We start from the raw sequence: 13,767 nt of genomic DNA on the forward strand, positions 1-13,767 counted from the left end.
AGGCGCAACAGCCCCAGGTCACCGGGCGGGTGACCGCATCGGACGTGAACGAGCCGCTGTCCGACGTCCGGGTGATCGTGCTCGGAACCTCGGTCTTCACCGTCACCAACGCTCAGGGGAACTTCACCCTGCGCGGGCTGCCGGCCGGGAGCTATGAGGTGCGCGTCCTGCGGGTGGGCTACCAGGAGCAGAAGAAGTCGGTCGCGGTGACGGCGAGTGGTCCCGCGGTCACACTCAACTTCGCGATGGTGCGCACGGTGGTGCAGCTGCAAGCGGTGGTCACCACCGCTACGGGTGAACAGCGCCGCGTGGAGCTCGGGAACTCGGTCGCCACGATCGACGCCGCCAAGACGGTGGAGAGCGGGAGCGTGAAGAACATGGGCGACCTGCTGGTGGCCAAGGCCGCCGGCGTGCAGATCCTCCCGTCCAACATGACCGCCGGCGGGAGCCGCGTGCGCATTCGCGGCACCTCGTCGCTCTCGCTCAGCAACGACCCGATCTACGTGATCGACGGCGTGCGCATGACGAGCACCGGCGGGACGGGGATCGGGGTGGGCGGGACGGCGCCGAGCCGTGTCAACGACATCAATCCCGAGGAAATCGAGAACATCGAGGTCGTGAAGGGACCGTCAGCCGCAACGCTGTACGGCACCGACGCGGCCAACGGCGTGGTGGTGATCACCACCAAGCGCGGACGCGCCGGTGCCGCGCGATGGAGCGTGTACGGCGAGCAGGGGGTCATCCAGGACAAGAACGACTACCCCACCACCTACGCCATCCTTGGACACCTCCCGGCGACGCCCACGGTCGCGCGCCGGTGCTGGCTCTATGAGACCGCGCTCGGCACGTGCATCGAGGACAGCACGTCGGCCCTCAACCTGTTCAAGGACAAGGACCTCACCCCCATCAAGGATGGCTGGCGATGGCAGGGGGGTGCGCAGGTGTCGGGCGGCACCGACGCGGTGCGCTACTTCGTCAGCGGTGAATACGAGAGCGAGGCGGGGCCGCTCAGCATCCCCGACTACGATCGCCGCCGCTTCGACTCGCTGCAGGTGCGCATCTACGACTACATGAACCGCCCCAACGTGGCGATCAAGGGGTCGTACCGCGCCAACATCAACATCACCCCCAATCCCAAGCTCGACCTCGGGGTGACGTCCAACTTCATCAAGCTCGACCAGCGCCTGCCGCAGGTCGACAACAACGTCAACTCGTTCTGGTACAACGGCACGGTGGGCTACGGCTACAAGAACGCCGGCCCCAACTACACGGCGCGCGGCTCGTTAGGCCAGCCGCTGCAGGGATGGAACCTCTTCACCCCGGGCGACATCTTCCAGTACAGCACGCAGCAGGAAGTGCAGCGCGCCATCAACTCGGCCACCGCCAACTGGCGCCCCTTCTCCTGGCTGCAGAACCGCGCCGACGTCGGGCTCGACCTCTCCGACCGCGTCGACTTCCAGCTGTGCCGCTTTGGGGAATGCTCCGACTTCGGCACCAACCGCCTGGGGCGCGCCCGCGACGTTCGCGCCAATATCCGCAACATCACCATCAATCTTGGCTCCACCGCCACCTGGCAGTACAAGCCGTGGTTGAACTTCAAGACCACTGGCGGCGCGCAGTACGTCAACTACGGGTTCAAGTCGTCCGACGCGCAGGGCTCGACGTTGCCGCCAGGGGCCGAGACGCCCGGAGCCGGTACCATCCCCTCCATCGTGTCCGGCACGACGCTCACCAAGACGCTCGGCGTCTTTGTCGAGGAGCAGGCCTCGCTCAACGACCGCCTCTTCCTCACCGCCGCGGTGCGCACCGACCAGAACTCGGCCTTCGGCACCGAGTTCCAGCGCGTGTACTATCCCAAGGGGTCGCTGTCGTGGATCATCTCCGACGAGGGCTTCTTTCCCAAGCTGTCATGGCTGTCGTCGTTGCGCCTGCGGTCGGCGTACGGCGCCTCTGGCGTGCAGCCCGGCCCCAACGACGCATTGCGCACCTTTGCCGTTGCGACGACCAACATCGCGGGCGCCGAAGTCGCCGGCCTGCGCTCCGCCCTGCTCGGCAACGCCGCGCTCAAGCCCGAACGGACCACCGAGCTGGAGTTCGGCACCGACGCGCGCTTCTTCAACGATCGCGTCAACCTCGAACTCACCTACTACGACAAGACGTCGCAGGACGCGCTCATCGCCCAGACCATCGCCCCGTCGGCGGGGTCGGCGGCCACCACGGTGCTGGCCAACCTGGGTGAGGTGCGCAACTGGGGTTACGAGGCGCTGCTGAACGCGCAACTCGTCTCGCGTCGCAACTTCGCCTGGGACGCGACCGTCTCCGCCTCGCGCAACAGCAACGAGCTGCTGACGTTAGGCAACGATGCCGCGGGCAAGCCCATTCCCCCGATCATCGGGACGTCGACGCAGCAGCGCCCCGGCTATCCCGCTCAACGGCTACTGGCAGCGCGGCTTCAGCTACAACGATGCCAACAAGGACGGCATCATCGTCCCCGCCGAGGTCACGATCGACACCGCGGTGACCTTCCAGGGCTACTCGCAGCCGCGCCTCGAACTCACGTTCGTCAACGGCTTCGACCTGTTCAACCGGCGCCTCCGCATCTCGTCGCTCATCGACCACAAGAGCGGCTACAAGGTGCTCAACTCCGAACAGCAGTTCCTCTGCCAGCAGTCGCTGTCGTGCAAGGCGACGTCGAGCCACGACGCCACGCCGTACGAACAGGCCCGCGCCATCGCGCAGCGTTTCAAGACGCCGCAGACCACCGCCGGCTACATGGAAGACGTGACGTTCACGCGCATCCGCGAACTCTCCGCCACCTACAACGTGGAGAGCGCCTGGGCGCAGCGCCTGCTCAAGGCGCAGAGCGTGGGGCTGGTCTTCGCCGTGCGCAACCTCGCGGTCTTCACCGACTGGACCGGCGTCGACCCGGAACAGAACTACGGCGAGGCCAACCTGCAGCAGACGCTGCTCACCGCCGGGCCGCCGCGCTACTTCACGTTCCGCGTCAACCTGCGGTACTAACCTCCAAAGGCCGAGACCTTCTCAATGACTACGCACACTCTGCGTCCTCGTGGGATCGTGACCGTTGGAGTCATGATCCTCAGCAGCACCCTCGGGTGCAGCAACTTCCAGGACCGCCTCCTGGCGGCCCCGGACCCCGACGTCATCAACCCGGCCACGGTCAACTCGCCGGCCGCCGCCGAAGCCATGCGCGTCGGCGCCCTCTCGCGTGTCCGCAACATCACCGCCGGCGGCGAAGGCGCCTGGATGCTCGGCGGGCTGCTCGTCGACGAATGGAAGTCGGGCGACACCTTCCTGCAGCGCAACGAGACCGACCAGCGCATCATCCAGGACAACAACGCCAACGTCCAGACGATGATGCGCGAGATTTATCGCGTACGCACCAGCGCCCGCGAAGCGCTCGCCACCCTCAAGCAGTACGTCCCGGGGACCCCCGCATATCAGGGACAGATGTACTGGGCGATGGCATTGTCGGAGATCACGCTGGCCGAGGCGTTCTGCAACGGCACACCATTAGGCGACGCGTCCAGCGGCGCGCCGGAGTACGGCCCACCGCTCACCAACCAGCAGGTCTTTCAGCTGGCCCTGGCGCATGCCGATAGCGCCCTCACCCTCGCCAACGGTACGGATGCCACGTCCACGGCCATTCGCAACGCCGCGGCGGTGACCAAGGCACGCGCACAGCTCAACCTGGGGCAGTTCACCAGCGTCGCGGCGACCGTGGCCAACGTCCCGACCAACTTCCAGAATCTGGCCACCTTCGCGCTCACCTCGGGCGACAACCAAATCTGGAGCCTCAACACCAACCAGAAGCGCTGGGTGGTCGGCGACTCGTTTGACGTGGGCGGACGTATCGCCAACGCCATTCCGTTCGCATCGGCGGGCGATCCACGTATCAAGGTCACCGGCAACTCCACGGCGTCGTCTCCGGCCGGCAAGTCGTTCGACGGATCGACCAGCTTCGTGGCCCAGACGAACTTCGGCCGCGTCGAATCGACCCCGATCGTGTCGGGGCTCGATGCCCGGTTGTATGAAGCCGAGGCCCGCCTGCAGGCCAACGACTTCACCGGGATGATGACCATCCTGAACGGGCTGCGTGCCGCGCCGCCCAATCTCGGCACCTTCACCCCAGCGGCGATGGCGGCCCTCCCGGCGCCGGCCGACCGCAATGCCGCGATCGACACGTACTTCCGCGAAAAGGCGTTCTGGGTCTTCGGGCGCGGCCAGCGCCACGGCGACCTCCGCCGACTGGTGCGGCAGTACGGGCGCACGCAGGCCAACGTCTTCCCCTCAGGACAGTTCTTCAAGGGTGGCCAGTACGGCGCTGACGTCAACTTCCCGGTCACCGTCGACGAGCAGAACAACCCGGCCTTCACGGGGTGCATCGATCGCAACCCGTAGGCACGCACGGTTTCTCCACGCCTGTCCCGAACGCCCCGGCGCTGTTGGCCGGGGCGTTCGTCGTCCTTCCCCCGACCACGCGGTCACGGCGAACCAGCATCTTCCCCAACGCGTGCGTTCCAGTAGAGTTGTTCGCCGCGTCATGGCACGATGCCATTCCGTCCAACCCGAGCTTTCTCCCGTCTCCCGTCTCCCGTCTTGAGCCTCATGTCCTTGTTTCGTCGCTCCCTGACCCTCACGCTCCTTGCGACCGCCAGCGGTGTCGGCGGCGCGCAGGCGCCGTTCGAGGTCGATTCCGCCACGCTCGCCGCCTTCCGCTGGCGGCTCGTCGGCCCAGCCAACACGATGGGGCGCGTCTCCGACGTCGCCGGCATTCCGTCGCCATCCAAGACGCTCTTCGTCGCCACCGCCGCCGGCGGCATCTGGAAGTCGACCAACAACGGCACCACCTGGCGCCCCGTCTTCGACAACCAGCGCGTCATCTCGATGGGGATGCTCGCCATCGCCCCCAGCGACACCATGCAGGTCTGGGCCGGCTCGGGCGAACCCAATTCGCGCAACTCGGTCTCCCCGGGCGGCGGCATCTACAAGTCGACCGACGGCGGGATCACCTGGAAGCTCATGGGGCTGGAGAAGACCCAGACCATCGGGCGCATTCAGGTGCACCCCACCAACCCCAACATCGTCTACGTCGCCGCGTTAGGCGCCATCTGGAACGCCAACAAGGAGCGTGGCCTCTACAAGACCACCGACGGCGGCACCACGTGGGAGCTGATCAAGTTCATCTCCGACAAGGCCGGCGTCGTCGACGTGCAGCTCGACCCCAGCAACCCCGACGTCGTCTGGGCGGCGAGCTACGAGCGCGTCCGTGGCCCGTACTTCCTCAAGTCCGGCGGCCCGGGTTCGGCACTCTGGAAGTCGACCGACGCCGGCAAGACGTGGACCGAGGTGAAGGGGGGCGGCTTCCCCGAATCGATGAAGGGGCGCATGTCCATCGCCATCGCCCAGTCCAACCCCAAGGTGATGTACACGATGGTGGAGGCCGACACCGCGCCTAACGCCAAGCCCGACAAGACGAAGAAGCCGCAGGAGAAGCCGAGCGGCCTGTATCGTTCCGCCGACGGCGGCGTGACCTGGGAGCGCACCAACAACGAAAACGTGCGCCCCTTCTACTACTCGCAGGTCCGCGTCCACCCGAAGAACCCCGACCGCGTCTACTGGTCGTCCACCCCGGTCAAGGTCTCGGACGACGGCGGCAAGACCACGAAGAATGCCACCGTCGGCGTGCACGTCGACCACCACGCGATGTGGATCGATCCGAACGATCCGGACCGCATGATCGTCGGCAACGACGGCGGCATCGCCATCTCGTATGACCAGGGTGGAAGCTACGACGTCGCCAGCACCCTCCCCGTCTCGCAGGCGTACAACGTCTCGTTCGACATGTCGGTCCCGTATCGCGTGTGCACGGGGCTCCAGGACAACGGGTCGTGGTGTGGCCCGTCGCGTCGCAAGCAGGGGCAGATCACCAACGCGATGTGGGCCACCGTGGCCGGCGGCGACGGCTTCGTCACGCAGCAGGACCCGACGGACGCCAACATCGTCTACGCCGAGTCGCAGGGCGGCAACATCTCGCGCTTCAACTTCGCCACCAGTGAGCGCACCTCGCTGGTGAAGCCCAACTGGCGTCCTCGTTATGCACAGTGGGAAGATTCGATCCTCGTCGAGCGCCCCGATACCGCGGCACCGATGTCCAAGGAGCAGAAGAAGCGCATCGACGCCTTCCGCGCCCAGCAGAAGACCGACTCGGTCGCCTTCGACCTCCGCTGGAACTGGAACACCCCGTACATCATCTCGGCGCACAACCCGCAAGTGCTCTACTTCGGCGCCAGCCGCGTTCTCAAGAGCACCAAGCGCGGCGACGAGATGTACCCCATCTCCCCCGACCTCTCATACGCTGACGCGGAGAAGATCCGCATCTCCACGCGCACCACGGGGGGCATCACGGTCGACGCCACCGGCGCCGAGACGTACGGCACGATCGTCTCGCTCGCGGAGTCGCCGATCCGCCCGGGGATCCTCTTTGCCGGCACCGACGATGGACGCGTGTGGGTCTCGAAGAACGACGGCGGGTCATGGGACGAGCTGTCGAAGAACTTCCCGGGGCTCGCGCCTAACGCCTACGTGAGCGAGATCGAGCCGTCGCCGCACGACTCGATGACGGTCTTCGTCACCTTCGACAACCACCGCGTCGGCGATTTCACCCCGTACGTCTACCATTCGGCGGACTTCGGGAAGTCGTTCAAGTCGATCGCGGCCAACCTCCCCACCGGGGGGCCGGACTTCGTCCACGTCATCAAGCAGGATCCCGCCAACGCCGACCTGCTCTTTGTCGGGACCGATGTCGGCGCCTTCGTCTCGCTCAACAAGGGACAGAGCTGGCAGAAGTTCATGTCGGGGCTCCCGACCGTCCCGGTCAACGACCTCAAGATCCACCCGCGCGACAAGGAGCTCATCGCCGCCACGCACGGGCGCGCGCTCTGGATCGTCGACATCGCGGCGTTGCAGCAGATGAAGCCCGAGGCCGTGGCGGCCGAGGCGTTCCTCTTCAAGCCCAAGGCGGCGCACCAGTACGGCGAGATGCCGTTCGAGGGGCAGTCGGTCGGGCACCAGTTCTTCCAGACGCCGAGCCCGCAGTACGGCGCCGAGATCTCGTACCGCCTGACGACCCGCGGCACCGGCCAGGTGCGCGTGGTCATCCAGGACGTCACGGGCGACACGATTCGCACGCTCAACGGCCCGTCGACGCTGGGGACGCACAAGGTCGTGTGGGACTTCCGCGGCAAGGCGCCCACCCCGCCGCCGCTGTCGCCCGCCGGGAAGCGCGATTCGATCCTGACCGTGCGCCGCGCCGACTTTGTGTTCGACTCGTTAGGAAAGGCCGGGATGGACACCGTCGCACTGGGGCGCTTCCGCCGCATGATCACCGGCGGCGACATGCAGCAGATGGCCCAGATGTTCATGGGCGGCGGCGGCACGTTTGGTGGTTCGACCGTCTGGAATCCGCGCCCGGGTGAGCAGGCCGCCGCGCAGCGTGGCGGCGGCGGTGGTCGTGGTGGCGCCGCAGGGGCGGCGGCAGCGGCCGGAATCACCGATCCCAACGTGGCCTTCCAGATCGTGCAGCTGCTCAACCCGCGCGGCGGCGCAGGCGGGGGCTTCGCCCTCCCCGGCGGCGCCCGGACCCAGGCGCCGATCGTCCAACCGGGCGACTACCTCGTGTCGATCACCGTGAACGGGAAGACGCTCAAGCAGACGCTGCGCGTCGAGCGCGCCAGCGGGAGCGGCGTGGTCTCGTCGTTCTTCGAGGAGGAAGACGAGCGGTAGGAACCGCCGCCGGCGCTGACAGCGCTCGGCACGTCGGACAACAGAAGCCCCCGCCCCGTTCGGGCGGGGGCTTCTGTTGTCCGTCTGGAACTCAGCGGCCGGGGACGGTTACGGTAGGTTGTCGCTACGGCGCCGGCTGTAGACATTACGAAGCGCGCGCCAAGCATCTCTGCCCGGTACGCCCGCCAGCTCCCGTTGTCCTTCTCACCGCACCCCGGCCGTGCTTCACCACCAACGCTTGAACGGTCCACGCCGCACCGCGCTGCTCGTCGCTGGCGCGCTCGCCCTTGTGGCGGGTGGCCTCCCGGCGCAGCAGCGCACGCCGCCGAAAAAGGCGCCAGTCAAGGCGCCCGCCAAGACGCCGGCGAGCAAGAAGGCTGACAGCGCCACCGTCGCACCAAAGGCCGACACCACCCCGCCGCCTCCGCGTGTCCCGATCGGCTCCATCACGGGAACCGTCTTCGACTCGTTGCACGGCATTCCGCTCGAGGCGGCCACGGTGAGCATCGAGGGGACCGACCGCCTCTCGCTCACCACGGTGAAGGGGATCTTCCGGCTCGACAGCATCCCGCCGGGAACGCATCGCCTCAAGGTCGATCACATCGTCCTCGATTCGCTGGGCATCGCGATGCTCACCGCACCGTTCGACATCAAGGATGGCGACGCCAGCGCGATGCAGCTGTCGATCCCGTCGGCGGCGACGCTCGTGGAGGTCTCGTGTCCGCCGGCGAGGCGGAACCTCGGCCCCGGCGCCGTGATCGGGCGGCTGCTCGACGCCGACACCGACCAGCCGGTCGAAGGGGCACGCGTCTCGGTGGCGTGGCTGGAGATGTCGCTCAATGCGGGGCTCCGGAAGATCCCCCGTGTGCGCGAGGCGCTGAGCGGCGGCGATGGCGTGTACCGCATCTGCGGGCTCCCGGCCAACTTCGAGGGGACGCTTCAGGCGATCATGAAGGGGGTCACCACCTCCGAAGTGCGCGTGAAGGCCGAGGGGACGCCGCTCGTGGTGCAGGGGCTCAAGATCGGGAACGCCAATACGGTCGTGGCATCGAACGACAGCGCCGCGCTGCGTCGCCAGAAGGAAGCGGCGACCGGCCCCACCTTCTCGGCCGCCCGCCTCCAGACCGGCAACGCGGTCCTGACCGGGCGAGTCATCAATGCCAGCGGAGGCCCCGTGGTCGGCGCGCGCGTCGACGTGATCGGTACCCCCGGGGCCACCCTGACCAAGGAGAACGGCGAGTTCATGATCGCCAACCTCCCCTCAGGTACCCAGTCGGTCGTGGTGCGCCAGATCGGCTTCGCCCCCGAGGAGCGTTCGGTCGATCTCTCGACGCGCGCGCCGGCCAAGGTCAATGTCACCATGGCGCGTCCCGCCACGGTGCTCAACACGATCGTCGTCAAGGCGGACCGTGAGGTCGGGCTGGAGCGCATCGGCTTCACGCAGCGCAAGAAGGTCGGTGGGGGTTATCACCTGGACGGCGACGACATCATGAAGCGCGCGCCGAACATGCTCACCGATCTGTTCCGCTCGATTCCGGGGTTGCGCGTGGTCCCCTCGGGGAACGGCATGGACTACACGGTGGAGAGCTCGCGGCAGGTGTCGGGGAGCTGCGTGAAGTACTTCGTCGACGGCGCACCGTTCGAGGCCGTCTTCCCTGGCGACGTCGATCGCATCCTCCCGCCCAACGAGATCGCGGCGGTCGAGGTCTACAATGGGATCTCGGTCCCTGCGCAGTTCCAGGCCGCTGGACAGAGCTCCTGCGCCGCCATCGTGCTCTGGAGCAAGACGCGAGTGGACCGGCCACCCGGTCGCAAGTAAGGCGAGAGGAAGCTCGCAAGTACAAGAAGGGCGGCCATTTATCGGCCGCCCTTCACGTTTTCCGGAGCTTCCCTTCGAACGGTTCCATGTGGATCAGCACCCCGTGCACCCGACCGACTGAACCACGAATCGCGCTCTTCACCTTGCCACTCACGATATGCGCGGCGTGCAGCGAGAGGTTGGGATCGGATTGCACGTGGAGGTCGACATACAGCCCCGTCCCGGCTCGGCGCACCTTGAGCTTCTCGATGGCCATCACGTCAGGAACGGCGAGCGCCGCGAGACGAACTCGCTCGACGATGTCCGGCTCCGGCGCGCGGTCCATGAGGTCGAAGACGGCGGGGCGCAGGAGGATAAGCGCGTTGATCGCGATGACGAGCGCCGCGACCAGCGCGGCCCAGTCGTCGGCCGACTCCCATCCTTCTCCCTTCCAGAGCGCGATGCTAATCCCAATGAATGCCGCTACTGACGTAATGGCGTCGCTTCGATGGTGCCATGCGTCGCTCTTTACTGCGATGCTTTCCTCCTCCTCGCCAACCCGAAAAACGCGCCGGAAGAGCGTCTCCTTCACCAGCACCACGGCGACGAGGACGATCAGGGTAAAGGGGGCCGGGGCGTGATGGGGGGTGTGGATCTCCCGGATGGCCTCGATCGAGATCCCCACCGACGCGGCCAGGAGCATGAGCGCGACGATGGCGCCGGCCAATGCTTCGGCCTTGCCGTAGCCGAAGGGGAAGTCGTCGTCGGCCTCGCGTGACGCGATGCGAATCCCGCCCCAGACGATCGCCGAGGAGAGGATGTCCGAGGTCGACTCGACCGCGTCGGCGATGAGGGCGTAGGAGTTGCCCAGGATGCCCGCGACGAACTTCACCAGCGCCAACCCGGTGTTGATCAGCAGGCCGAGTTGGGCGGTCTGAATCCCGCGGTGCGGCGGTCCTGTCACGGACGGAAGAGAGGGCGATTCGGGGAGGGCATCGCGACGCGGCGCAATCTACGGAGCGTGGGCGCCTGCCGTCATCCGGGATCGGGCACGCCGCCTCTCCTGTATCGGCACGTTACAGGGTGCAATGACCCGAGGCGTGCAGTTTCTGCTCGTTGACATGTTAACTATTTATAAGTATCTCCATTACCGGTAGATACACGCTACCGAAGTGCGCAACCCCCGGGCGCACTCCCTGCTCTGCTAGTCCAGCGAGCCCCCGCCTTCCCTCGACTCCACTGCCCGGAGTGCGTCCCATGAAATCCCTTCGTTTCCTCGCACTGGCCTTCGCGGCCGGACTGCTTGCCGCATGCGGCGGTGAGGGCGTCGTCACCCCGCCCGCCGTCATCGCCCCCCCCTCGCTCGCATCGGCGGCGGCGACCCCGACCTTTCTTCCGTCGGACCCCACCGCTCCGGCGATCGCCAACCCGGTCATCAGCTTCTGGGCCAAGCGGGGCGTCGACCAGACGGTCTTCATGTATTACGCCTCGCGCCCGGGCGCGAGCGACTCTTCCGTCTTCCTCCGCTTCCGCGTGCGCAAGCGGTCGCTGGCCTTCTTTCCCAACGGGCAGCCTTTCGCCAACGGCGACTCGGTCCAGATCACCCTGACCTTGTCCGACGCGGTCAACCGGATCGTCGATTTCCAGCCGTCCGGGTTGGTGTTCAGCGCGGGCAATCCCGCCGACCTCAAGATCTCCTACCTCGAAGCCGACGACGACTACAATCAGGACGGTGTCGTCAACGGCGCCGACACGCGCCTGGAGCGGACGTTCAGGATCTGGAAGCTCCATGCCTCCAATCCGTGGGCGCCGCAGACGAGCATCGTCTCGCGCTCGCTCGACGAGGTGGAGACGAAGGTCTACAACTTCACCAGCTACGCCATCGCGTACTAGCGCGGCGGTGGCACGTTAGGGGGGCCGGGCACGCCGGGGGGGCGGGGGGGGGGTCGCGGCGCCTCACGGCGTGGTGGCCTACGCGGCGATCGCGCTGGGGGGGTCGGCCGGATCGCGATGGTCGTATTCGGGTGAGGGCTTCTTCTTCCTGCAGCGGGTGCTGGAGCGCATCACCGGTCAGGGGATCGGGACGATCGTGCGCGAACGTGTCCTGACGCCACTGGGCATGGCGCGATCGGCCAGCCCCGACGCGCACCGTCCGACGGCCCGCCCGTCGCGGGGCGGCGGCACGCGCGTCGACGACGCAAGACCGGCGCTGCGCACGTGTCCCCGAGACCACCCAGTGTCGCTCGTCCCCAACGCCGCCGCCTCGCTGATGACGACGGCCAACGACTTCGCGCGCCCCGCGGCCGCGGGGGGGGGGGCGCACCCCCCGAGGGAGATGACGCCGCAGGGGGGTAGGACCATCGGTGGGGCTGGGCATCGGCCTGGAACCCACGGAACGTCGCGTGCCGCCTGGCGGTGGGGCGGACAACCCGGCACGGGGTCTTCACCAACGGCACCGGGCGTACGCGGGTGATCCGCCAACGGGGCGCGACCGAACCGTTCCTCTACACCTAAGGTCCGTCGCCCGCCTCCCGCACCCACCGGACGCCGGGACCATGGTCTGGCCCCGGCGTGGGGTTGGTGCGGTGGACGACGTCGTCGCGGCTAGTCCTGCACGACGCGCTTGACCAGCGTCCCGGAGGGGATCGTCGCGTTGGCGTCGAGGGCGTTGATGAGGGCGATGGTCGCCAGCGGGACGGACGAGGGATACTGCCCGTTGAACTCGGCGAGCGTCATCGCCTTGGTCGTCGACACCACGCGCACCCGCATCGGCTTGGCGGCGAGCGCCTTGGGGTCGGTGAGACGCGCAAACGAGTTGATGGTCGCACGGAAGGGCGCGTCGTACTGCTGCATGAGCTGCTGCGGCGTGATGGCCAGCAGCCGATACGTCGTCCCGTCGAGCTGGATGAAGGCGACGTAGCCGGCCAGCATCGAACCATCCTGCGACTGCGCGGCGAACTGACCGACTGCGGCGACGAGTCCGTTAATGGGGGAGGTGCTCGTCCCTCCCGCCTGGATCCCCTGCTGCCCCAGAAACTGCCCGAGCGCCTGCTGCGGCGAAGCGCTCCCTGCCAGTTCGAGCGCGATCTGCGCGTCGCCCTGCGCGCTGGCACCGATCACGGCCGAGGCCGAGTTCTGCGTCTTCCAGCCGCTGGGGTAGGCGAAACGGAACTTGAGCGTGGGGTGCAGGAAGACTCCCTGCTCGAAGTAGCCCTGCCGCGGGTCGTCGCCGAAGACCATGCCGTCGAGGCGGCGGACGAAGGTGTTGCGTTCGATGCGCTTGGCGGCGGCGATGGTGGGGCCGGCCGCGGTGATGCGCTCGCCGGTGCGGGCCACCCGGTTCCCGGGATCGGGGTGCGTGGAGAGCCATTCGGGGGTACCGCGCGACCCGCCGCCGCTCACGCGCTCGAGCGTCTTGAACATCTCTGCCATCTCGTGCGGATCGTAGCCGATGCGGGTCATGTAGCGAAAGCCGAGGTCGTCGGCCTGCGTTTCGTCGTCGCGCCCATACTTGAGAAAGAGCAGGCCGAGCCCCTGGCTGGCGACGCCGCCGTACTGCTGGAGTTCCGGGCGCACGATCATCCCCACGGTGAGCAGCCCACCCAGGAGCTGCTGCTTGGACATCTGGTTCACCGAGTGCTTGGCGGTGACGTGTCCGACCTCGTGTCCGAGCACCGAGACGAGCTGCGCCTCGGAGTTCATGTAGGTGAGGATGCCGCGGGAAACGAAGATCGGGCCGCCGGGGAGGGCGAAGGCGTTGACGATCGGATCATCGACCACGGTGAACGACCATGGGAGCCCGGGGCGCTCCCCGACCTTGGCGACCTGCTGGCCTAACGAGGCGACGTACCGCTGGACGGTGCTGTCGGGGTAGATCCCCATCTGGGCCGCGGCGGCCTTGGCCCCTTCGAGGCCGAGGGCGATCTCCTGGGATTCGCCGACCAGCGACAGTTCGCGCTTCCCGGTCGCCGGGTTCACGGCGCAGGTGGCCGCTCCGACCGAGAGGGCGGCGACGGCGGCCAGGCGCAGGATGCGATGGCGGTCCGGGCGCATGGCGAGGGGAGTGGCGTCGGGCATGTGGGGGCGAGATCGGGGGGGCGCCGGCGCTCGGGGGACGAACGACGGCGACGTAGCGGTGCTGCACAAAGGAAACCTCGCCGGGG

7 protein-coding genes are annotated in these 13,767 nt (G+C 67.5%); 5 read left to right on the forward strand and 2 right to left on the reverse strand.

Translation table 11 applies throughout. The annotated features are described in order from the left end of the window. Window positions 1-29: 29 nt before the first annotated feature. From IPN47_26950 to IPN47_26960, 3 genes are all read left to right on the forward strand, one after another. A complete protein-coding gene (locus IPN47_26950; protein ID MBK9411620.1) occupies window positions 30-3,623 on the forward strand; it encodes a SusC/RagA family TonB-linked outer membrane protein in 3,594 nt (1,197 codons plus the stop codon). Window positions 3,624-4,629: 1,006 nt separating this feature from the next. After that, a complete protein-coding gene (locus tag IPN47_26955) occupies window positions 4,630-7,806 on the forward strand; it encodes a hypothetical protein (GenBank protein ID MBK9411621.1) in 3,177 nt (1,058 codons plus the stop codon). Window positions 7,807-8,044: 238 nt separating this feature from the next. Beyond that, window positions 8,045-9,625: a carboxypeptidase regulatory-like domain-containing protein gene (locus IPN47_26960; GenBank protein MBK9411622.1), complete on the forward strand. Its 1,581-nt coding sequence runs from the start codon at window positions 8,045-8,047 to the stop codon at window positions 9,623-9,625. A 52-nt stretch (window positions 9,626-9,677) separates the two neighbouring features. On the opposite strand, the gene IPN47_26965 is transcribed toward IPN47_26960, so the two are convergent. Beyond that, a complete protein-coding gene (locus IPN47_26965; protein MBK9411623.1) occupies window positions 9,678-10,544 on the reverse strand; it encodes a cation transporter in 867 nt (288 codons plus the stop codon). Window positions 10,545-10,861: 317 nt separating this feature from the next. Between IPN47_26965 and IPN47_26970 the strand changes: the two genes are divergently transcribed. Further along, complete coding sequence (locus IPN47_26970; GenBank protein MBK9411624.1) at window positions 10,862-11,497, forward strand: hypothetical protein; 636 nt, start codon at window positions 10,862-10,864, stop codon at window positions 11,495-11,497. Between the two features lie 70 nt (window positions 11,498-11,567). Then, window positions 11,568-12,077 (forward strand): serine hydrolase, encoded by a 510-nt coding sequence (locus IPN47_26975; GenBank protein MBK9411625.1) that lies wholly within the window; start codon window positions 11,568-11,570, stop codon window positions 12,075-12,077. Window positions 12,078-12,208: 131 nt separating this feature from the next. On the opposite strand, the gene IPN47_26980 is transcribed toward IPN47_26975, so the two are convergent. Continuing rightward, window positions 12,209-13,681 carry a M48 family metalloprotease gene (locus tag IPN47_26980; protein ID MBK9411626.1) on the reverse strand — a complete coding sequence of 491 codons (1,473 nt, stop codon included), beginning with the start codon at window positions 13,679-13,681 and terminating at the stop codon, window positions 12,209-12,211. Between the last annotated feature and the right edge of the window lie 86 nt (window positions 13,682-13,767).

The organism is Gemmatimonadota bacterium (genome assembly GCA_016719105.1).
In the GTDB taxonomy this organism is placed as follows: domain Bacteria; phylum Gemmatimonadota; class Gemmatimonadetes; order Gemmatimonadales; family Gemmatimonadaceae; genus SCN-70-22.